Consider the following 20,176-nt stretch of genomic DNA (forward strand, 5'->3'; position numbering starts at 1 on the left):
GGCCACCGGTGGCCAGCAGCAAAGTTACGGGCCGTCCGGCGCTACCGCGATGGACATGATCCGGGGATCGTGGTGATTTCCGTCGACCCGGGAGCGGAACTCCCCCGGCGTCATCCCGGTCTCCCGGCGGAAGAAGCGACAGAAGTACGCGGGGTCGACGAAGCCGGCCTCCTTGGATACCTGACGAATCGTCAGATCAGTGCAGGCGAGCAGCCGTTTGGCCTCCAAGGTCTGCTGGCGGCGGATCAGTCCGCCCGGGGTCCGGCCGGTGGCCTGCTTCACCAGGGTCTGCAAGTGCCCCGGCGAGACGCCGAGTTCCTGCGCGGTGGAGGCCACCGAGTGCCGAACCCCGCCCGGCCGGGCGATCAACCGGGTGAAGGCGGCGGCCACTTCGGCCGGGCGGCTGGGCACCGCCGGGCGGTCGGCGGGTGCGCAGGCGCGCAGCGCCCGGACGATCAGGATGTGCAGGCTGGCCCGCAGCACACCCTGGTAGCCGGGCGCCCTGGTCCGGTACTCGTCTTCCATGTCGTCGAGCAACGCGCCGACCGCGTCGGCCTGTTCACCGAGCGCGAGGGCAGGACGGGTGGACAGGGCCCGCAGGGCGGCGAGGTCCTGGGGGTGACCGAGCAGGAAGTCCTCGTTGAACAGGACGACCCGGCCCGTCAGCTCCTCGGTGTCCGCCCAGTAGTGCACCTGGCCCGGGTTGATCACGCACAACTGCGGTGGCGCCAACGGCCGGTGGACGAGGTCCAGGACGTGGGCGCCGTGGCCGCCGGTGACGTGGACGATCTCGTAGAACGAGTGGCGGTGGGGGAATCCGGCCCGCGAGAGCGGGCCGATCGCGTCGAAACTTCCGACGGCGAAGGGCAGCAGATGGGGCAGCGGGACCTGTAACCGGTGCAACGGCAGGTCCGGCGTGACTCGGGGGGTGGGGGTGGTCCGTCGCACATCCATCGGAGCAGTGTGCGACCTATTCCGGGGACAGGTCCAGACCATCTGCCGCCGATTTCGAGACCGGTCGGGACCACCCGCACTCCGGGGGCGACGCCCCGCCCCCGTCGGTACCCCTGGGCTACACCGGGGGCCAGGGAATCGCGGGCCAGTCCTCGGGGGGCAGCGGGTGCCGGCCGGACCCGCGCAGCCCGGCCACCCTGGCCCGGGTCGCGTCCAGTTCCGCCGCCGTCAGGTGCGGGGCCAGCCGCTCGGCCAGCTCACCGTCCAGCTGCCCGGCCAGCCGGGCCAGCACCTCCAGCGCCTCGTCGGGCAGCGGATCGCCGGCCCAGCCCCAGAGCAGGGTGCGCAGCTTGTCCTCGGTGTTGAAGGTGACACCGTGGTCGATCCCGTACACCCGGCCGTCGGCGGACGGGATCAGGTGGCCGCCCTTGCGGTCGGCGTTGTTGAGCACCGCGTCCAGGACGGCGAGCCGGCGCAGCCGCCGGTCGTCGTGGTGCACCAGCAGGGCCGTCCGCCCGCCCTCGACCTCGGCCCGGACGATCGGCAGCCAGCCCTCCTCGGGGCCGCGCGGGTCCTGGAGCGCGAGCAGCGGCCCGGCCCCCGGGTCCGGCTCCACCCACAGCTGCACCATGCCGGGCCCGTGCGGCCCCTCGCGCAGCACCGTGGGCGGGATCAGCCCCCAGCCGGTCGCGGCCGACAGCTCGTACGCGGCGACCTCCCGGCCGGCCAGCGTGCCGTCGGGGAAGTCCCACAGCGGGCGCTCGCCGGCCACCGGCTTGTAGACGGCCTGGGCGCGCAGCGAACCGTGCGCCACCGTGCAGTACAGCGCGGCGTTGGAGGCCTCGGTGAGGCGGCCGTGCACGGTCAGCTCGCCCTGGCGCAGCAGCGCGAGGGCGGTGGGCACGTCGGCGGCCAGCGCGGCGGCCGCCGCCGGGTCGGCCTGCGGCGGGGTGTCGGTGTTCAGCGCCGGTAGCCGTTCGCGCGCGGGCACAGGTGGCCCTCCGGGTCGAGCGGCAGGTTGCAGAACGGGCAGGGCTTGCGGCCGGCCGCGACCAGGTCCAGCGCGCGCTTGGCGAAGACCCGGGCCATCGCGCCGGACAGCCGCACCCGCAGCATGTCCGGGCCGTTCTCGTCGTCGGTGAAGACCGCCTCGGCGGCCTCCTCCTCTTCGTCCTCGATCAGCGCCTGCGCCTCGACCACCAGGCAGCCGTCCGCGCTGTCCCACGCGAGGGCCATGGTGCCGACCCTGAACTCCTGCTCCAGCGGGAGGTCCAGCGGGGCGGTGTCGAGCAGGTCCTTCGGGGCGGCGGCCGGGATGACGGAGTCGCCGCCGCTGCGCCGCAGCGCCTCGTCCAGGACCTCCTCGATGCGCTCGGCGAGCGCCGCGACCTGGGTCTTCTCCAGCAGCACGCTGGTGATCCGGCCCCGGGCACTGGCCTGAAGGTAGAACGCCCGGGCGCCGGGCTGACCGACGGTGCCGGCCACGAACCGTTCGGGCTGGTCGTAGAAGTAGACCTGACGGGGCACGCTCTCGCTCCGGATCGTGTCGGTCGGCGCGGTTCCGCCGGGGGCGGATCGCGACCGGATGGACTCATCAGTCACCCTACGACCTTCGGGCTCCGGCCGGGGAGCCGAGCCGGCGGCCGCGGGCGGGGTGGCACCCGGGGAATCGGACGGTGCCGCCCTGGACGGCGCCTCCCCGGACGCCCCGTCGGCGGAACGGCTCAGGCGGTGCCGCCGACCACCGCGTCGCCGGTCGGGGTGGCCGCGGCCGGGCCCGGCCGGGGCGCGAGCGGGGCGAGGTCGCCGGTGTCGCCCATCCTCAGCACGAACGGGCGCTGCGGGGTGTAGCGGATCGCGGTGACCGAGCAGGGCTCGACGCTGATCCGCTGGAAGTGGTCCAGGTGCAGCCCGAGCGCGTCGGCCACCACGGCCTTGATCACGTCCCCGTGCGAGCAGGCGATCCAGACCGCGTCCTCGCCGTGCTCGGCGGCGATCTTCCGGTTCCACTCGCGCACCGCGTCCACCGTGCGGTGGCTCAGCTCGCGCAGCGACTCCCCGCCGGGGAAGGCCGCCGCGGCGGCGTGGTCCTGCACGGTGCGCCAGAGCGGCTCCTTGGCCAGCTCGGCCAGCGGGCGACCGGTCCACTCGCCGTAGTGGCACTCCCCCAGCCGCTCGTCCTCGGCCGGCGGGCCCAGCTCGGGCCTGGCCGCCAGCAGTGGCTCCAGGGTCTGCCGGCAGCGCTCCAGCGGGCTGCTGACCGCCTGCACCAGCGGGATGCCGGCCAGCCGGCCGGCCAGGGCGGCGGCCTGGGCGCGCCCGGTGTCGTCGAGGTCCACGCCGGGGGTCCAACCGGCCAGGATCCCGGCGGTGTTCGCGGTGGAGCGGCCGTGACGGACGAGCAGCAGGGTCGGCATGGGGCCACCCTACGGCCTCGGGGCCCGGCCGTGGGCCCCGGTCTCCCGCCCGGTGCCGGGACCGGGCGCGGTGGGCCGGGGGAACCGGGCTGGGCGGGCCGGGGAGACCGGGCGGGGTGGGCCGGGGGAACCGGTAGGACCCGTATCCGTGCCCGCCGGCCCCTTCCGGGTGACAATGGCCCGCATGATCGTCCACTGCGCCGCCTACCACGAAGGCCGCCGGATCGAGGCCCCCGAGGACCTGGCCGGCGCGCTCGCCGCCGCCCGCGCGGCCGGTCCCGACGGTTTCGTCTGGATAGGCCTGTTCGAGCCCACCGCCGAGGAACTCGACCACGTCGGCACCGAGTTCGAGCTGCACCCGCTGGCCGTCGAGGACGCCGTCAGCGCCCACCAGCGCCCCAAGGTCGAGGCCTACCAGGGCTCGCTGTTCGTCGCCCTGAAGACCCTCGGATACCACCCCGGCGGACACGTCGTCACGGTCGGCGAGGTGATGGTCTTCCTCGGCCTCGACTTCGTGATGACCGTCCGGCACGGCGAGGACAGCCCGCTCAGCGGCCTGCGGACCGCCCTGGAGCAGGAGCCCGAGCTGCTGCGCTACGGGCCCAGTTCGGTGCTGCACTCGGTCTGCGACACCATCGTGGACGGCTACATGGAGGTGGCCGCCGGGCTCCAGACCGACCTGGACGAACTGGAGGCGGACATCTTCTCCCCCGGCCGGGTCGGCCGGGACACCGCCGGGCGGATCTACGGCTACAAGCGCCAGGTGATGTCGGTGCGCCGGGCCACCGGCCCGCTGCTGGAGCCGATGCTGACCCTGGAGCGCGGCGTCCGCTTCGTCCGCCCCGAGACCGCGCCCTACCTGCGGGACGTCGCCGACCACGTGGCCCGGGTGAGCGACCAGGTGGACGGCATGGACCGGCTGCTGTCCGACATCCTGAACGCCAACCTGGCGCAGGTCAGCGTGGAGCAGAACAACGACATGCGGAAGATCTCGGCCTGGGCGGCGCTGGCCGCCGTGCCGACGATGATCGCGGGCGTCTACGGGATGAACTTCGAGCACATGCCCGAGCTGCACCAGGTCTGGGGGTACCCGGCGGTGCTGGTACTGATGGTGGTGGTCTGCCTGGTGCTGCACCGGGTGTTCAAGCGGCACGACTGGCTGTAGCGCCCGCCGTGCCGCCCGCCGTCCGGTCAGGCCAGCCCGGCGCGCTCCAGCGCCTCGACGCCGGTGCGCAGCGCGTGGATCCGCTCGTCCAGGGTGAACCCGGACGGGGCCGGATTCGTCTATCAGCTGGAAGGATACCGCCCCCTTTGCGGCCGGGCTCCGGCCGCATACAACCGTACGCCCGTCCGTGCGCCACGGGGGAACGGCGCACGGACGGGCAGCGAAGGGGGCTACTGGCCGGGGTCCGGCCCGGTGTAGGCCGACGAGCGGAAGATGCGCGGGAACGCTCGGGAACCGTGCCGCTGGTCGAGCCAGCCGGTCAGGCCGGACAGGTCCCCCCTGATCATCGCGGCCACTATCAGGCCGTGCAGCGCGCCAGCGTCGACCTCGCCCATCTCGGTCAGGAAGCGCAGATACCGCACCCCGACACCGCGCTCGTATCCGGCCATCGCCAGCTGGAAGCGCGTCGCTATGCCGGGCTCCGCGTGGTCGAAGTCGGACGGCTCCAGGCGGCCGGTGGTGTCGCGGAAGGCCAGCCGATCGGGCGGTGCGATTCGCTCGGCCAGGTCGAGCCGAGCGGCCACCGTAGCGGCGATCGTCCGGGCCTCCCGATCGGTCGCCCCCTCCATCACGATCCCGAGATTCCGGGTCGAGGCGGCATCGTCCTTGTCCCGCGCCGAGTAGGTGCGCCCCCGCGGGTCGCGCCGGTTGATCCCGTACCGGCTCCGGACCACGCGCCCGCACTGGAACCGGTACTCCCGGAACGACCCCCAGTGCAGGCAGTCATGGGCGTAGGACCTGAGCAGGTCCAGCGCCACCAGTTCGGGCGAGGTCAGCCGGGGGTCGCTCAGCCGCCCGTACCTCGTGATCACGGAGGCCATCTGCTCGTGCCGGTAGCCCTGGTTCGGGTGGTGGAACCCGCCGAACGCATCGGGCTGGGTCGAGCGCACCCCGACCCACACTCGATCGATCGGCAGGAGCTGGTTCAATCCCAGCTCGCGGTAGCGGTCGGCCAGGAGGGCTGCGCCCTGCCGGAACACCTCCCGCGCCGACTCGTCCGCCCAGGTGTCCAGCACCCAGTGCAGCAACGAGAACGTCACGTGCGGATGCGCCTGGTCCAGCGCTGCCGTCGCCCGGCGCGCGGCGAGCAGGTGCGCCAGCTCGGCGCGCTCGGTCACGTCTCCGGCCAGGTGCTCGTTCGGCCCCAGGCACGAGGGGGTGAGCGAACGACCGAGGGTCAGAAGCGCTGACGGCTGATCAGCTGCCGGTGCGACCCCTGCATTCCCTCGGGGAGATCGTCCGGTGAGAACCATCGAGCCTCCAAGATCTCAAATGAAGCGACCTTGATCCGTCCGCTGACGTACAACGCCTCGTAGGCGACTTCGACGCGCAACTTGTATCCGCTCTTCAGGTGCGCCAGTTCGCACACCTTCACCGTGAGTCCGGTCTCCTCCTGGACCTCACGCACGATCGTGTCCTCGAAGCTCTCGCCCTTGTTGGCGTAGCCGGTCGGCAGGCCCCACTGCCGACCCTCCGGCCACAGCCGGTGCTTGAGCAGCAGGACTCGGCCCTCCTCATCGCGGACGATGCCCGTGACCCCGACCATGAACTTCGAGTGCCACAGCCACAAAACGCGCCACTGCATCGGCCCCCGGATGATCCGCCAGAGCTTCGCAGCGATCCTCTTCATGGGTTTCGCCCCTTCGTTGGTGGTCACTTCCGCGCGCCGATCGCGCGGTCGGCCCACGATCCCGCACCCTGACCACGGGACACCAAATCCCGTGATCATCAGACCAATTGGCGTCTCAGTGCTGGTGTCGATGCCGCAGCCGCTCCGAACGCAACGCCCTCTGTCGCGCCACCTCGGCGGAGACCGGATCGGACCCGTCGGGTTCGGCAAGCGGATCGGCCGGCACGGGGGCGTAGAGGTCGAACAACAGCCACCTGGCGTGCTCCTGCAACGGCTTCTTGCCCTGCTCCGCGCGGACACGGCTGGCGTTCACCGCGTACCGCTTGCGGGTGTCCGCCGTCATCAGCCACAGACGGGCGTGGTAGGCGTCGGGGAAGGCCAGCAACGAGAGTTTGCCCAACCTGTCCGGCAGGGTGCAGAACTCGCCCATGACCACGTCCCACAGGGCGTGCGACCCCGCAGCCTCCACCACCTCATAGCGCATCACCAGGCCCGGCCCCGGCTCCCCGGATGCCACCAGCTCAAGCTGTGCCATTGCGGGCCAACCTCAGCTCGGTGCACTTCGGACACGGGCACTCCGGGTCGAGCGGGTAACTCACCCTGCGATCCGTCGCGTTCGCCGCCTGGTACTGCCTCCTCAGCTCGGCCATCGCCTGCGGGCTGGCCTTCTCCCTGCTCCGGTGCGAACCGGTGGGCCTCACGGCAACGGACACACCTGGCTCCTCTTCGCTCGGCTTCATGAAATGAGATGCCAGGCTAGGGGGATTCCAGATATGGACTCAACGATATTCCCGCTATCGACTAAAGATCTTGCATTACCCCCCGATAGCGGTCAGCCCACTCCCCCAACTTGACCCGAGCCTCATCGCCCCAAAGCGAATAGCCCTCGAAGGTTCGAAACTCGTCCAGGTACTCCTGAATGTCTCGGGGGTCACGGAACACAAGTGCACCCGTGGAGACCTCAACGGTTGCCAGAGCCTCATCATAGACAGTGAAGACGTTCAATGGCGCCCAGGGCATGTGACCCGCCATCGGAATTACTCCCAGGCGCACGTTCGGCAAGCGGGAGACAGAGACCAGTCGATCGAGCTGTATCGCCATGGCTTGCGCCGGGACAAGAGGCCAGCGGCAAGCCTGCTCGGTCAGAATGAAGCTGAAGCGCTTGGCCGGCTCATAGAGGACAGCCTGTCGTTCAAGCTTCTTCGCAATCGCCTTCGAGTGGTCGCCAGGAAACGGGGCGAGGCTGGCCCGAATGTACTCAGGGGTCGCAAGAAGCCCGGTAATCATGGTCGGTAGGAAATATCGAAACTCGACGGCAGTTCGCTCAAGAGTGGCCAACTCGACTTGCTTCTTTTCGAGGCCCTTCCTTCGCAGAGCCCGCGCATCCTGCCACTCCGTGTTCGCGATCCGGGCGAGCGCCGTGACGTGGGCAATAAGGTCAGGCGGCGCGTCCAGCGCTCGCAGGATCAGTTCAACGTCAACGAGCGAAGGCGTAACCTTGCCGGTCTCAATCTTGGAAATTTTGGACTGCGACATGTTGACACGTCGAGCGAGCTGGACCCCGGAGAGTCCAGCTCGCTTGCGAAGCTCTTGAAGGATTGCCGCCAGGTCCGAGTTCGATTGACCTAGCTCTTGCGGATCAAGCGCCAATGCCCTTCACGTACTCCTCGAAAGGCACCGATTCGGCGATGGCAATCCGCTGATACTCGATAAACGGGCTCACGTCACCCTCGAACACGGTGCGGTCGATCTGCGTTCCGTCGGGCAGGTAGTTCATGAGCACCACCTCCCTCTTGTCGAACATCCAGTAGTCCGAGACGCCGGCCAGTGGATTCGGGCGATCCGTGACGTCCATGATCCGAATGTCTTCTCCCGCCCAGGCATGCGGCAGGTAGTACATGAACTCGTAGCGCAGGTATTCGGAGAGCGGTCGCGTGACAATGCGAACGCGCCCCTTGGACTTCCCTTCCCGGCGCACCCGCTTGAGGTCGTCCGTGTAATCGTTGGAGTGTGCATGCGGGTCAATTCGCTCCCCCGCCCGGAAGGCCCGCAGCTCCTCGATTTCCTGCGGCACGTTGTAGGCCGGGAGAGTTTCCAGACGCCATGCCTCCGCCCTGAACTCCCGGAACCGAGCCTGCCAGGCATCACCATCCAAGCGCACGGACGGCCTCCCGAAGAACGCTCTCGGGGATCTCCACGAGCCCTTCGCCACTGGGCGGGGTGAAGGCGTCGGAGACGTCCCCCTGAACCACGAACGTTCCCCGCCCGGTGCGGTACACGTTGGGGCAGTCGTTCTGGTTGCACTCCCCCGAGCCACTGCCGTTGCCCGTGTTCGTCAGCCGCGTGAGACCCGACCTGTCGTCCATCTCAACCCCCTGGAACTGCGGCCCCACTTGGACCTCCCGGCAATGACGCTAGAGACCCCTTCGGCGCATGTCTATGACAGGACGGAAATATTCCCGTGTTGGACTAAGGATCATGATGGAGCGGCCCAGGGACGACGAAACACCCCGGCCGCCCAGTTCGCTGGGCGGCCGGGGCCGGTGCGCTGTGGGCGGTCAGATGCGGTTGCCCCAGCGGTGGGCAGCGAGGCCGCGGGCGGCGTTGGAACGGCCGTGTGGGGTCTCATCGGCGAGGAGGCGGACGCGGGCGATCAGGCGGCCCGCTTCGGTACGGAGCTGACGGGCCTCGGCGATCAGCGGATGGGCGACCATGACTCCGTGGCGAGTGCCTCCGGCGATCAGGCGGCCGTCCGCGCGGACCTGTTCGTCGCAGTGCGCGGCGTCGCGTAGGTGGTGTTCGGCGAGGCGGAGCGCCGCGTCCTCCTGGGGGTCCAACTCGATCTCCAGGGCGGCGAATCCGGCGCGGAGGTCGGTGATGATCTCGTTCAGGGAAGCCCCTTTCGCTACTCTCGGTGGATGGGTGTGACTGTGTGCGCATGAGGGTTGGTTCATGCCTATGCGCATCGGCGCTGGGCTGCTATGACGCCCCGGAGAAGAAAGAGGCGCACGAGGGAGTCACCCCCCGGGGTGAGGCGATCGACATACGTGCCGATCACGCCTCCGGAGCAACCAACTCGCCTTCCAGCAAGTCGAGTTCATGAGATCGATAACTCGCTAACCTCGGAAGTTCCGAGGGTCTGGCGATGGGACAACGCAGTGATCAAGCGCAGTCTTGCACTTGATCACTGCTGCTCGAAGGCGGGGCGGCGTGCCTCATGTCCACTCGGACATGAGGCACCGGACACCTGCGCAAGATTGCGCAGCTGGGGGGTTGCAGCGATGCCCTCAGTCACCACGCCCGGCGGATCAGCCGCTCAGCGATCGCCTGGTGATCGGGCTTGGTGGGCGCGGTCGGGTCGAGTCCGCCGGAGCCGAGCAGCGGGCGCGGGGTGGTGGCCTCGGCCAGGTTGCGGCACAGCGCGTCCAGGTCCACGAACGGGGCTGCGGCGCGGGCAGCGTCGGCGGCGAATGGGGGCAGCGAGTACCTGGCGATGGTCTGCTCCGCCTCGGCTCGGCGGGCATCCTCGGCGGCCTGGTGGCGTAGCTCGTCCGCCTCGACGGACGCACCGCTGTGCTCCTCACGGACGTGGGCCAACTCGGCCTCCAGATCTGCGATTCGGGCGCCTCGCGGGTCAGGGTCGGGCTCCGGCCGGCGTTCGGGCTCAGCCTCGGTTGCGGGGGCGTCCGGCGTCGGGGTCGCGGGGTGGGCGACGCCACCCGGGATCGCCTCAGCGGGCGTCGGGGCGACAGGCGTGGGCTGCTCTGCGGACAGGGGTATCTCCATTCGTCGTGAACGGCGGGAGCGGGGGCCGCAAGCATCCAAATGGACATTGAGTGACTGACGCTCACCTTGCCGTTTGGAAAGGTAGCGCGGGCTGTGCGGGACCTCGTGCCATACGGCACGAGGTCCCTGCTCGCGTTCGAGCCTTGGTAAGAATCTTCCGAGGTTCCGGCCCGTGGGGGACCTCGTCAACTTGGACGAGGTCCCCGCGCCGGTCACTCCTCGGGCGACTCATGCCCGGATGGGTTCCGGCCTGTGGGGTACCTCGTCCAAAATGGACGAGGTACCCGCCGAGCCGGGGTCACGCCTTGGCGAGCGGCGTGACCGTGAAGGCGATGGCGCGGGCCGGGTCGATGGTGGCCACGCCGCACAGGGCGTCCACGATGGAGACCTCGGACTTCACGGACGGGTCGAAGTCCATGGTCACGCGTAGCGCGTAACCGTTGTCGGCGGAGGAGACCGAGCGGGCCCCGCCCTGCACCTCGCTGGGGGCGCGCACGGCCAGGGCGAACGCGGTCTTGTGGAAGGCGACCGCGCCGTCCAGGTGCGGGGAGACGACCACGCGGAAGCCGAACAGCTCGCCCATGGTCGCGTTGCGCAGCGCGTGGGAGTCTCCGGCCTCGTTGACCTTCTGGAGCTGTTCGACGTCCAGGAGGATGTTCTGCACGTCGGGGCCGATGGCCAGGAACCGATCGGTGGCGGGGATCTCGCGGCGGGTGAAGTCAGCGGCTGCGGCGGTGAGCATCTTCACGACGTGCCCCGGCTCGCCCGGCTTGGCGTCGGCCTTGATGACGCGGGCTCCGGCGGCCTTGCTGGCGGCGTTGAGCAGGGCGGCGGCAGACTTCTCGACGTAGGTCGACACCGCGTCCAACTGGGGCTTGAGGACCTGCTCGCCGAAGCTCTCGATGCTGAGCGTCATGTCCTTGGTGGTGAAGGCGGCGGCATCCGTCGGCTCGTCGGTCAGCTTCACCTGCACGTGGCCCTCCTCCACCTTGGTGTAGACGGTGGTGCCGTTGAAGTTCTGGGCGACGCGGCGCTTGGGGGTGCGCACCCGCACCGAGTCGCCCCGGCCGCTGGTGAACGCGGCCTCGGCGTCGCGCATCACGCACTCGCCAAGGACGGAGTTGGAGCGCATCAGGGCCAGGCTCACGGCCACGACGTCGGTGATCTCGAAGGTGTTGCTGGTCATGGGGTGGCGCCTTTCCTGGAGTTCCCGCCGCTGCGGCGGGAACGCGAAAGCCCCGGCCATCTGCGGCACGGGGCTGGGTAGTTCGGGTGTCGGGGCGGTCAGCCGGCCGAAACGGCGGGGGCCTCGGCGAACAGCTCGGCGGCGGTCGGCGGCTGGTAGCCGTCGGGGGCGCGGAACAGCTTCGCTTCACCGCTCATGAAGTACTGGTCTCCCGTGCGGCGCAGGCGCAGCAGGGCGGACAGGAACGTGAACTCGGCGTCCGGGTTGGCCTCCCACGCTTCGTGGTTGACCACGTCGCGGTAGGTCAGACCGAGCGCGTTGCACCACGTGAGGTAGTGCGCGGGGGTCGGGGTCTTGTCCTCGGCCTCCCAGGCGTAGACGGTGGCGAGGTGGACGCCGACGCGGTCGGCGACCTCGGCCACGGACAGGTCCAGGGTCTTGCGGCGGGCAGCGAGGGAGAACGGGTGGATCACGGTTGGGGGTCCTTCATTCGGTCGGATGGCGGGGTTCATGATCACCAGGGGGCTCGGGGTGAAACGGCACGCCGGCGGCCTCATCCGCCCCAGAATTGGTGATCATGGTCACGGCTATGGGTGGGGCGCGGCCCGCTGCGGCAAGGGGCTCGGCGGGCCCAGGGTGGGGTGCGGCCCCCTCCCTGGGGTCAGGGGGTCGGGGGGTCTACGCACGTCACGACATCCCCCCGAATCTGAGGTGGGGTCAGGCGTTCGCGGGGTGAGATCCACTCGGTCAGCAGCATGTCGCCCTTGTCGGTGTTGCAGTCCCGGCAGGCCCAGCGGAGATTGGCGATCTCCGTGAGCCCGCCGCGCGCCACCGGTGTGACGTGGTCGAGGACTTCTCCCGGCGTGGCCAGGTCGAGCGGGCAGTACGCGCACCGGTCTCCGTGGCGCTCGGACACCTTCCGCCGGATCGACTCCTTGCGGTCCTTGAGGCGGCGGCGCTGCTCGGCCTGGCAGGCTTGGCAGACGCTGTCTGGGAACGCCATCACCTCCCGGCGGAAGCGGCAGCGTCGGCACGGGCGGGGCTTCTCGTCGCGATCCTTCCCGGCCTGCCTGGTCTTGCGGCGGGCGTGCTCGGCCGCGCGGGAACACTTGTCGGAGCAGTAGCGTCTGCGAGGGTCCGCCAGCGCGTCCACGACGCCCGTGCACCGGAGGTTGCCGCACGGCCGGGGTCCCAATCTGGAGCGTTCCAGCAGCTCGGCGCGGCGCGCGTCCTCGCGGCGGCGCTGCCTGCGATCGACCGTACACGGCTCGCAGTAGACGACTTGCCCGGCGTGGGCAGGCCGCTTGCCCGAAGGCGCGCCGCACTCGCCGCACAACACAGGAGCCACAGACTCCCGGAGAGCCGCGCGCTGCGACTCCTGCGCCAGGGCGTACGCCCTGCGGCAGCGGTCGTCCGCGCAGACCGACTGCGGGCCGTCCCGGGCCCCCGGGGCCGCACCCCGCACACCCGGCACACGGCTGTGGCGGTCTCCATGTCCGGCCCTCCTCCCCCCGACGAAACGCGGTGATCATGAACAGTCGGGACGCAACCGTCCCTCTCGCCCTCAGACGAATCCCGAGGCAAAAGCAAGAGACCCCGGCACGCCGCCGGGGTCTCAAAGGCCGTAGATGGGCCCACACACTATTCAGGGTGGCCGGTTAACACCCGCCCCCACTGTCACGTGAGCTTCCCTCACATGTATTAAGCCGGGCCGGTTAACGACCGAGGTGGGTGCCCCCGTGGTCTGCGAACGCCCTCGGGTCCTCCACAAGTCGAGAGAACCCAGGGGGACTCGCAGTAGCAGGGTCAGGGCGTGTCGGGAGCCATGGCCGCTTCCAGCACATCGGCCAGTTCTTCGGCCTTCGGGTCAACGATCGTGACCTCGATCCGGGGGTCTCGCTTGAGCGGGCCCCGCGCCGGGAACAGCAGCACCCGAACGCTGAAAGCCTCCAGCAACTCCCGTCGCGCCACGGTGTCCCCGGCCCGCCACTCGTCCGCGACCCTGCGGCCGGTCGGCACCGAGTACCAGCCCGCCGGCTTCTCGGGCGTCGCCTTCGCCGTCTCCAGCTCCCGACCCATCCGGGCGTACTCCCGGCGGAACCACTCGGCATCGTCCGGGGAGTCGTACAGACCCGCCGCGCGGTCGTCGCGAAGTCGCTTGCGGTCGGCCGTCAGGTCGGCGACACGCTGGGCCACACCGTTGCCCGGCTCCCACACCCGTTCCGAGAACTCGGCGGGGCCGAAGTCGGCGAGGAACCGCCGCTCCACGATCTCGTCCATCTCGGCGAGCGGAGCGACCGGCTGCGGACACTCCTCCGAGCCCTTCAGGCCCTCTGTCCGGGCCTTGCAGGCCCATGCCGGAACAACTCCGCTCTTGTGGGTCGTCGTGCTCCTGTACAGCCGTACGGAGCAGATCCCGCAGAACGACCCGCCGGACAGCAACAGCTCACCCTTGGCCGCGCGGGGACCTGCCGGAGCCTTCGTGAGCTTCTTCGTCAGCGATGTCTGAGTGGCCCGGTCCCAGAGTCCCGGGGCGATGCGAACGGGATGGCCGTCCGGCCCCAGGACGGCCTTCCCCTTGTGCGTGAGGTAGCCCAGCGAGGCATCAGAGAGGCAGATTCGCTTGATCACGTTGCCGGTCCACCGGCCGCCGATCGGTTCCTTGCCGTACATCACCCGCGACCAGTCCGAGGGCGAGAGGACCCCCGCACGGGTCAACCGGGCGGCCTCGGAGTCCACGGTGATGCGGCCGGTCCCGTCGGTCAGCAGACGACGGGCGAACTCACGGGCCACGGCCTCCGACTCCGGCTCGTTCTCCGTGTGGTCCACCTTCCCGCCGTGGGCGAGGCGCACGTGCACGAACCCGTACGCGGGCCGCCCCGCGACCTCCCCCGCCGAACGGGCCTGTACCGCACGCTCCCGGTTTCGGGTCCGGATGTTCCGGTGCTCGATCTGCGCGCCGAACAGCTTCGCGTTGAACTCGATCTCCTGGCTCGGGTCGTCCAGGTCCCAGAAGCCGGGGTGATCGGCGGTGAGCAGGAGACGGCCCGCGTTGGTCTCCTTAGCGAGCCGCAGGCCCTCCCGGACGTCACGCCCGAGGCGGTCCACTGCGGACGCCGCGAGTCCGTCATAGGGCCCGCGCTGGGCCTTGAGCCACGGCCCCAACTTCGGGCGCGTGAGAGGGTCGGACGCGCCGGAGACTCCCAGTCGTCCGCCCACCCGATGACGTGCCCTCCGGCTCGCTCGGCCGAGTCGAGGATCGCGTCCCGCTGCCGTGCCGGTGAGCTGGTGGCCGCCTGCACGCGGGAGAGTCGGCGGACGCCGAGCAGACAGCGCCCGCAGCCGTCGTACGGCGTCACGGGCGTGTCGTTGGTGCTGGTCATGGTGGGCATGTGTTCCCCAGGGGCCGGGGCGGCTCGCGCCGCTGAACGGGCGAACCCGGCCCCTGGGGATGCCCGCCGTTAGGCGAGCCCCGCCCGCTCCAGGGCCTCGACACCCACCCGGAGAGCGTTGATTCGCTCCTCCAGCGAATTGCCGAAACTGGCGGGGGCCAGGGTGAGCGTGCTGACGCCCGCGTCGGCGTAGGCCTGCATCCGGTCGGCGATCCGCGCGGTGGCGCCGATCAGCGAGGTGGCGTCGATCAGGTCGTGCGGGACGGCGGCCGCGGCGCCCGCGTAGTCCCTGGCCAGGTACTTCTCCTGGATCTCGTCGGCGGCCCGCTCGTAGCCCATCCGCCGGGTCAGCTGGTTGTAGAAGTTCTTCTCCTTGCTGCCCATGCCGCCGATGTAGAGCGCGGCGTACGAGCGCAGGGCGTCCACCCCGGCCTTGACGTCCTCGCCGACCGCGAGGTTGACGGTCGGGCAGAGGTCGAAGCCCTCCAGCGTCTTCCCGGCCCTGGCGCGGCCGGCCGTCAGCGGGTCGAGGGACATCGCGGCGTGCTCGGGCGAGAAGAAGATGCCGAGCCAGCCGTCGGCGATCTCACCGGTCAGCTCCAGATTCTTCGGGCCGATCGCGGCGATGTACACCGGGATGTGCTCGCGCACCGGGTGCACGGTGAGCTTGATCGGCTTGCCGGGGCCGCCGGGCAGCGGCAGCGTCCAGTGGGCGCCCTCGTGCACCAGGCGCTCGCGGGACATCGCCTTGCGGATGATCTCCACGTACTCGCGGGTGCGGGCGAGCGGCTTGTCGAACTTGACGCCGTACCAGCCCTCGGACACCTGCGGCCCGGAGACGCCGAGGCCGAGCCGGAACCGGCCGCCGGACAGGGTGTCCAGGGTCGCGGCGGTCATCGCGGTCATGGCCGGGGTGCGGGCCGGGATCTGGAAGATGGCCGAGCCCACGTCGATCCGCTCGGTCCTCGCGGCGACGAAGCTGAGCACGGTCGCGGCGTCCGAGCCGTACGCCTCCGCCGCCCAGCAGACCGAGTAGCCGAGCCGGTCCGCCTCCTGGGCCACGGCGACGTTGTCGGCGTCCATGCCGAGTCCCCAGTATCCGAGGTTGATCCCGAGTCGCATCTGCCGCACCTTCCAGTGGGTTGGGGTTGGTGGCGAGGGTAGCCGCGCCCGACCCGTCATGCTACTGACGGGTAGTGGTGGGCTGGGTCACACCCGCCCGGTTTCCGCCGCGAACGGTCGTCTGCGGGTCTGCACCCCTGCCCGGGCACCGGCCGCTACGCTCGGCCGGGGTGGGGAGCACTCTCTCCACCTGCGCGTTTACAGGGCTGCCGGGGCTCCCGGGGCCACCGGCCAGTGGAGGACCCGTCCGATGGAAAAGCGTCACCTCGGCCGCACCGGTCTCCAGGTCTCCCGGCTCGGCCTCGGCACCATGACCTGGGGCCGCGACACCGACGAGCACGAGGCCGCCGAGCAGCTCAAGGAGTTCGTCGACGCCGGCGGCAACCTGGTCGACACCGCGGACGTGTACGCCGACGGCGGCGCCGAGTACCTGATCTCCCGGCTCACCGACAACCTGGTCCCCCGCTCCGAGCTCGTCATCGCCACCAAGGCCGGCAGCGTCCCCGAGTCCGCCCGCCGCTTCGACGGCTCGCGCGGCCACCTGCTCGCCGCCCTGGACGCCTCGCTGCGCCGGCTCGGCACCGACTACGTCGACCTGTGGCAGCTGCACTCCTTCGACTCCGCGACGCCGGTCGAGGAGACGCTCAGCGCCCTCGACATCGCCGTCTCCTCCGGGCGCGCCCGCTACGTCGGGGTCTGCGACTTCAGCGGCTGGCAGCTCGCCCGGGCCGCCACCTGGCAGCACGCCCACCCCGGGCGGGTGCCGCTGGCCGGTGCGCAGCTGGAGTACTCGCTGCTCCAGCGCGGCATCGAGCGCGAGGCCCTGCCCGCCGCGCTGGACACCGGGGTCGGGGTGCTGGCCGGCTCGCCGCTCGGGCGCGGGGTGCTCACCGGCAAGTACCGGCACGGCATCCCGCAGGACTCGCGCGGGGCCTCGCCGTACCTGACCGGATTCGTCCAGCCGTACCTCGGGGACCGCTCGCGGCGGATCGTGGACGCCCTCGCCACCGCCGCCGACGGGCTCGCCAGCAGCCCGCTGGCCGTCGCGCTGGCCTGGGTCCGGGACCGGCCGGGGGTGGCGAGCGCGCTGGTCGGAGCGCGGACGGTGACCCAGCTCCAGGCGGCGCTGTCGGTGGAGGCGCTTACGCTTCCGGATGAGATCCGTGGTGCGCTGGACGACATCTCGTCGCCGGTGCACCGCTACCCGGACCAGGGCTGGACCGAGTTGTGACCCCGGCCCGGGTCGTCGAACAGAACGTGCAGTGGAGTGACCCTTGGAGCGGACGACGATGACTGACACCGGGAACGGCGCTCCGGAGGTGACCTCCGGGGCCCGGCTGACCCCCGAGGCGAAGGCCGCCGCGTTCGCGGAGCTGGCGCAGCGGATCCGCGGCATGCAGCCCGAGGACGCCGGGTCGAACGCCGCGCGGGCGGGTGCCGCCCGCGCGGAGGCCTCGATGGCGGAGCCCTCGGCGGCCGAGGCTCCGGAGCCCGACGCGTCGGCGGCCGAGGCTTCGGAGCCGGCTGTTCCCGCCCCGGCTGCCCCACCCGCCCCGGTCACCCCGGCCGCTCCGGTCGCTCCCGCTGCTCCGGCTCCGGTGGTCTCCGACGAGCAGCGCGATGAGGCGCTCCGCGCCACCGCCGAGGTGCTGACCGCCGGCGGCGCCCCGGCCGAGCTGGCGGCGGCCGCCGTGGCCGCGTTCGGCGAGGAGGCCCCCGCGCGGCTGCGCGAGGACCCGTGGGCGGTGCTGAGCCTGCCCGGTGTCCGGCCCGAGCACGCGGACGGCTTCGCCCGGGAACTGCTCGGCGCCGGCGCCGGCCCGGACGACCAGCGCCGCGCCCGGGCGCTGGTGCCGTGGCTGCTGGAGCAGGCGGCGCTGCGCGGGCACTCCGCCCTGGAGCTCTCCGAGGTGGCGGCCGGCCTGGACCGGCTCCGGATGCCCGAACCGGCCGACGCGATCCGGGCCGCCGTCGAGGACGGACGGGTGCTGTCCTTCCAGGAGGAGCTGACCGGCCCCGAGGCGCAGGCGACGGGGGGCGACGAGGAGGACGAGGCACCGACCCGGACGCTGCTCGGGCTGGCCGGGCTGGCGATGGCGGAGGAGAGCCTCGCCGAGAAGCTGGTCCAGCTGATGGCCACCTTCGTCCCGGGCGGGGACACCGAGGGCGCGCCGGACACCGAGGACACGCCGGGCACCGCAGACTCCGAGGACACCGTGAGCGCCGAGGCCGCCGGGGGCCCCGCCGCCCCCGGTCCGAGCGCCTGGGCGGCCGCCGCCGAGGCCGCCCCGTCCTCCTCCGCGACCGCCCTGATCCGCGCCGTCGCCGACAGCGCCCTGGTGCTCCACACCGGCGGCGAGGCGTCCCGCGCCGAACCGGCCACCCTGGTCGCCGCCGCCCGGGGCCTCGGGCTGCGGGCCTGGGCCGCCACCTGGACCGACCAGGGCCGGGACTCCCTCGCCGCGCTCGCCGGCGCCCCGGACGGCACCGAGACCCCCGTGGTCACCCTCGCCGAGCTGCTCTCCGGCACCGCCGGCCCCGGCCGCGCCCCGGACGGCACCCTCGCCCTGGACCTGCTGGTCGTCCTGGACGCGCCACTGCTGGACGTCGACCTGGCCGCCATCGTCCTGGAGTCGCTCGCCGACGGCACCCGGCTGGTGCTCAGCGGCGATCCCGGTCAGCTCTGGTCGGCCGGCCCCGGCCGGTTCTTCGCCGACCTGCTCGCCGCCAAGGTCTGCCCGGCGGTCGCCTCCCGCACCCCGGACTTCGGCCCGATCGGCGAACTGGTCTCCGGCATCGGCATCGGCGAGCTCCAGCCGGTCGAGGCGCCGGACAAGGAGGTGGTCATCCTGACCGCCAAGGACGGCGGCGAGGCCGTCCACCGCGCCATTCAGCTGCTCACCGACTCCATCCCGCGCGCGCTCGGCATCCCGGCCGAGCAGGTGGTGCTGCTCACCCCTGGCCACGGCGGCCCGGCCGGCACCCGGGCGCTGAACGCCGCCGCCAAGGCCAGGCTCAACCCCGGCCCCGGCCGGTTCGGCGGCTTCGACCCGGGCGACCGGGTGGTCGACTCCCCCGCTCCCGGCACCACCCGCCCGGCGCGGGTGCTGGACGGCGACGCCACCGGTCTGCACCTGGAGTACACGGACGGCTCGCGCCGGACCGTCCCGCCCGCCGAGGCCGCCAGGCTGCGGCACGGCTGGGCGCTGACCGTCCACCAGGCGCTCGGCCGGCGCTGGCCGGGCGCGGTGGTGGTGCTCCCCGAGGACGCCGCCCCGGTGCTCACCCGGCAGTGGGTCTACACCGCCTTCGGCCGCGGCGAGCGGCACCTGTCCGTGGTGCACGCGGCGGGCCCGGCGCTCGGCCAGGCCGTCACCGGGCGCCCGGCGCAGCCGCGCACCACCCGGCTCCGGGCGATCCTCGCCGAGAACGCCGCCTCGGCGTACTGACCCGCCGCGCCGACCGGCCGGAGACGCGCGACGGGCGGGCCCCGGTGGTCCCGGGCCCGCCCGTCGGCCGTCCCGGACGGCTTCGGTCGTCGACTGCTTCAGTCGTCAGGGTCCTCGTCGTCGTAGACCTCGCTCACGTCGAACCGGCAGATCAGCAGCTGCGGATCGGCGTGTTCGAAGGGCTCCGGCAGCCACTCCCCCGGATCGGTCGGCTCGGCGGCCGCGACCCAGAGCGTCGAGTCGGCCTCCTCCAGGCCGAACTCCTCGCTGCGGGCGGCGATCTCGTCCGGCTCGTACTCGCCGAACAGCACCCCGATCGCGGCGTTCACCTCGCCGGCGCCCACGCCGCCCGGGGTCAGCGACTCGTCCAGCCGCTCGGCCTGGGCACGCAGCCGCTTGGGGTCGACGACGTGGTAGTCGCGGCGGATCAACACGCTGATCGCCTCGGGCTGTTCGGGGCCGTGGTACCCGCCGGGTCCCTCGTCCCCGGGGATCTCGAAGGGCGTGACCTCGTCGTAGGCCTCGTACAGGAGCTGGTCGTAGGCGATGGCCGCCGTCGCGAGCTGCTCGTAGGCGGCGGACACGGCGGGATCATCGGCTGCGTTGGGGCTTGACACCGCTTCCAGATGACGGTCGATGGCGGCCTTGACCGCCTCAGCGGCGGCGCGTACCTCGGCAATGGTGGGCTGCGCGGCATCAGACATGGTGCAGACGCTATCTCCCCGCGGCGCCGGTACGCACAGCGGTTGTCACCTACACCCCCGTTTTCACCGCAACTTCCCCCCTGATGTCCGATCGGTGCCGGTTCGTCCCCGTGCGGTACCGGCGCGCAACGGGCGCGGAGGGCGCGCGCCGGGCCCTGCGGAGCCGTCCGGGTGCCGCTTCGCGCGCCGGCATCGGGGTATCCCCTCCACGGCGACAACAGAACTGATGCACTGTCAGTCGACCGGTCGGACCGCATCCCCCCGGGGCACCGCTTCCGTCCGGGGCAGGCCGTAGGCTTGCCCGAAGGTGA

The 20,176-nt window shown here is 71.6% G+C and carries 21 protein-coding genes; 3 read left to right on the forward strand and 18 right to left on the reverse strand.

What is annotated here, in order from left to right:
- Positions 1 to 24: 24 nt before the first annotated feature.
- The 4 genes from ACIQOW_RS22835 to ACIQOW_RS22850 all read right to left on the reverse strand — a co-directional run bounded on the left by ACIQOW_RS22835 (position 25) and on the right by ACIQOW_RS22850 (position 3,371).
- Positions 25 to 903 carry an AraC family transcriptional regulator gene (locus ACIQOW_RS22835; protein WP_401087689.1) on the reverse strand — a complete coding sequence of 293 codons (879 nt, stop codon included), beginning with the start codon at positions 901 to 903 and terminating at the stop codon, positions 25 to 27.
- A gap of 169 nt (positions 904 to 1,072) precedes the next feature.
- Complete coding sequence (locus ACIQOW_RS22840) at positions 1,073 to 1,870, reverse strand: SCO1664 family protein (protein WP_401087764.1); 798 nt, start codon at positions 1,868 to 1,870, stop codon at positions 1,073 to 1,075.
- 44 nt (positions 1,871 to 1,914) lie between these two features.
- Positions 1,915 to 2,481, reverse strand: coding sequence for a DUF3090 domain-containing protein (locus tag ACIQOW_RS22845; RefSeq protein ID WP_401087691.1), 567 nt, complete (start codon positions 2,479 to 2,481; stop codon positions 1,915 to 1,917).
- 197 nt (positions 2,482 to 2,678) lie between these two features.
- Positions 2,679 to 3,371 carry an MSMEG_4193 family putative phosphomutase gene (locus ACIQOW_RS22850; RefSeq protein ID WP_401087692.1) on the reverse strand — a complete coding sequence of 231 codons (693 nt, stop codon included), beginning with the start codon at positions 3,369 to 3,371 and terminating at the stop codon, positions 2,679 to 2,681.
- Positions 3,372 to 3,555: 184 nt separating this feature from the next.
- On the opposite strand from ACIQOW_RS22850, the gene ACIQOW_RS22855 reads away from it, so the two are divergent.
- A complete protein-coding gene (locus tag ACIQOW_RS22855; RefSeq protein ID WP_401087694.1) occupies positions 3,556 to 4,536 on the forward strand; it encodes a magnesium and cobalt transport protein CorA in 981 nt (326 codons plus the stop codon).
- 230 nt (positions 4,537 to 4,766) lie between these two features.
- On the opposite strand, the gene ACIQOW_RS22860 is transcribed toward ACIQOW_RS22855, so the two are convergent.
- From ACIQOW_RS22860 to ACIQOW_RS22920, 13 genes are all read right to left on the reverse strand, one after another.
- Positions 4,767 to 5,714 (reverse strand): hypothetical protein, encoded by a 948-nt coding sequence (locus ACIQOW_RS22860; RefSeq protein WP_401087696.1) that lies wholly within the window; start codon positions 5,712 to 5,714, stop codon positions 4,767 to 4,769.
- A 59-nt stretch (positions 5,715 to 5,773) separates the two neighbouring features.
- Positions 5,774 to 6,226 carry an NUDIX domain-containing protein gene (locus ACIQOW_RS22865; RefSeq protein ID WP_401087697.1) on the reverse strand — a complete coding sequence of 151 codons (453 nt, stop codon included), beginning with the start codon at positions 6,224 to 6,226 and terminating at the stop codon, positions 5,774 to 5,776.
- Between the two features lie 115 nt (positions 6,227 to 6,341).
- Positions 6,342 to 6,761, reverse strand: a complete 420-nt coding sequence (locus tag ACIQOW_RS22870; RefSeq protein WP_401087699.1) for a hypothetical protein — start codon at positions 6,759 to 6,761, stop codon at positions 6,342 to 6,344.
- A gap of 266 nt (positions 6,762 to 7,027) precedes the next feature.
- On the reverse strand, positions 7,028 to 7,876 hold the full coding sequence (locus tag ACIQOW_RS22875) for a helix-turn-helix domain-containing protein (protein ID WP_401087701.1): 849 nt from the start codon (positions 7,874 to 7,876) through the stop codon (positions 7,028 to 7,030).
- Positions 7,866 to 8,387, reverse strand: a complete 522-nt coding sequence (locus ACIQOW_RS22880) for a DUF6879 family protein (RefSeq protein WP_401087703.1) — start codon at positions 8,385 to 8,387, stop codon at positions 7,866 to 7,868. Before ACIQOW_RS22880 ends, ACIQOW_RS22875 begins: the two co-directional genes overlap by 11 nt.
- Positions 8,371 to 8,592 (reverse strand): hypothetical protein, encoded by a 222-nt coding sequence (locus tag ACIQOW_RS22885; protein ID WP_401087765.1) that lies wholly within the window; start codon positions 8,590 to 8,592, stop codon positions 8,371 to 8,373. Before ACIQOW_RS22885 ends, ACIQOW_RS22880 begins: the two co-directional genes overlap by 17 nt.
- Positions 8,593 to 8,784: 192 nt before the next feature.
- Positions 8,785 to 9,180 (reverse strand): hypothetical protein, encoded by a 396-nt coding sequence (locus ACIQOW_RS22890; protein WP_401087705.1) that lies wholly within the window; start codon positions 9,178 to 9,180, stop codon positions 8,785 to 8,787.
- Between the two features lie 337 nt (positions 9,181 to 9,517).
- Complete coding sequence (locus tag ACIQOW_RS22895; RefSeq protein WP_401087706.1) at positions 9,518 to 9,823, reverse strand: hypothetical protein; 306 nt, start codon at positions 9,821 to 9,823, stop codon at positions 9,518 to 9,520.
- A 487-nt stretch (positions 9,824 to 10,310) separates the two neighbouring features.
- Positions 10,311 to 11,198, reverse strand: a complete 888-nt coding sequence (locus ACIQOW_RS22900; RefSeq protein WP_401087708.1) for a P22 phage major capsid protein family protein — start codon at positions 11,196 to 11,198, stop codon at positions 10,311 to 10,313.
- Positions 11,199 to 11,296: 98 nt separating this feature from the next.
- Positions 11,297 to 11,671 (reverse strand): helix-turn-helix transcriptional regulator, encoded by a 375-nt coding sequence (locus tag ACIQOW_RS22905; RefSeq protein ID WP_401087709.1) that lies wholly within the window; start codon positions 11,669 to 11,671, stop codon positions 11,297 to 11,299.
- Between the two features lie 188 nt (positions 11,672 to 11,859).
- Entirely contained in the window at positions 11,860 to 12,201 is a 342-nt protein-coding gene (locus ACIQOW_RS22910) for an HNH endonuclease (protein ID WP_401087711.1), read from the reverse strand.
- Positions 12,202 to 13,004: 803 nt separating this feature from the next.
- On the reverse strand, positions 13,005 to 14,417 hold the full coding sequence (locus ACIQOW_RS22915) for a recombinase family protein (protein WP_401087712.1): 1,413 nt from the start codon (positions 14,415 to 14,417) through the stop codon (positions 13,005 to 13,007).
- 242 nt (positions 14,418 to 14,659) lie between these two features.
- Positions 14,660 to 15,712, reverse strand: a complete 1,053-nt coding sequence (locus ACIQOW_RS22920; RefSeq protein WP_401087714.1) for an LLM class F420-dependent oxidoreductase — start codon at positions 15,710 to 15,712, stop codon at positions 14,660 to 14,662.
- A gap of 250 nt (positions 15,713 to 15,962) precedes the next feature.
- Here ACIQOW_RS22920 and ACIQOW_RS22925 point away from each other — a divergent pair, with 250 nt between their 5' ends.
- Positions 15,963 to 16,943: an aldo/keto reductase gene (locus tag ACIQOW_RS22925; RefSeq protein WP_401087716.1), complete on the forward strand. Its 981-nt coding sequence runs from the start codon at positions 15,963 to 15,965 to the stop codon at positions 16,941 to 16,943.
- Between the two features lie 58 nt (positions 16,944 to 17,001).
- Positions 17,002 to 19,161, forward strand: coding sequence for a helix-hairpin-helix domain-containing protein (locus ACIQOW_RS22930; RefSeq protein WP_401087718.1), 2,160 nt, complete (start codon positions 17,002 to 17,004; stop codon positions 19,159 to 19,161).
- A gap of 98 nt (positions 19,162 to 19,259) precedes the next feature.
- Here the strand turns inward: ACIQOW_RS22930 and ACIQOW_RS22935 are convergent, their stop codons facing one another.
- Positions 19,260 to 19,865 carry a hypothetical protein gene (locus ACIQOW_RS22935; RefSeq protein ID WP_188301825.1) on the reverse strand — a complete coding sequence of 202 codons (606 nt, stop codon included), beginning with the start codon at positions 19,863 to 19,865 and terminating at the stop codon, positions 19,260 to 19,262.
- Positions 19,866 to 20,176 lie beyond the last annotated feature (311 nt).

It is taken from the genome of Kitasatospora sp. NPDC091335 (assembly GCF_044757205.1).
Classification (GTDB): Bacteria; Actinomycetota; Actinomycetes; order Streptomycetales; family Streptomycetaceae; genus Kitasatospora.

Bases quoted from the DNA above. Each gene is read 5' to 3' on its own strand.
- ACIQOW_RS22900 (WP_401087708.1), bottom strand. From the start codon at position 11,198: ATGACCAGCAACACCTTCGAGATCACCGACGTCGTGGCCGTGAGCCTG.
- ACIQOW_RS22920 (WP_401087714.1), bottom strand. From the start codon at position 15,712: ATGCGACTCGGGATCAACCTCGGATACTGGGGACTCGGCATGGACGCC.
- ACIQOW_RS22850 (WP_401087692.1), bottom strand. From the start codon at position 3,371: ATGCCGACCCTGCTGCTCGTCCGTCACGGCCGCTCCACCGCGAACACC.
- ACIQOW_RS22855 (WP_401087694.1), top strand. From the start codon at position 3,556: ATGATCGTCCACTGCGCCGCCTACCACGAAGGCCGCCGGATCGAGGCC.
- ACIQOW_RS22935 (WP_188301825.1), bottom strand. From the start codon at position 19,865: ATGTCTGATGCCGCGCAGCCCACCATTGCCGAGGTACGCGCCGCCGCT.
- ACIQOW_RS22870 (WP_401087699.1), bottom strand. From the start codon at position 6,761: ATGGCACAGCTTGAGCTGGTGGCATCCGGGGAGCCGGGGCCGGGCCTG.
- ACIQOW_RS22930 (WP_401087718.1), top strand. From the start codon at position 17,002: ATGACTGACACCGGGAACGGCGCTCCGGAGGTGACCTCCGGGGCCCGG.
- ACIQOW_RS22865 (WP_401087697.1), bottom strand. From the start codon at position 6,226: ATGAAGAGGATCGCTGCGAAGCTCTGGCGGATCATCCGGGGGCCGATG.
- ACIQOW_RS22910 (WP_401087711.1), bottom strand. From the start codon at position 12,201: ATGGCGTTCCCAGACAGCGTCTGCCAAGCCTGCCAGGCCGAGCAGCGC.
- ACIQOW_RS22885 (WP_401087765.1), bottom strand. From the start codon at position 8,592: ATGGACGACAGGTCGGGTCTCACGCGGCTGACGAACACGGGCAACGGC.
- ACIQOW_RS22890 (WP_401087705.1), bottom strand. From the start codon at position 9,180: ATGAACCAACCCTCATGCGCACACAGTCACACCCATCCACCGAGAGTA.
- ACIQOW_RS22925 (WP_401087716.1), top strand. From the start codon at position 15,963: ATGGAAAAGCGTCACCTCGGCCGCACCGGTCTCCAGGTCTCCCGGCTC.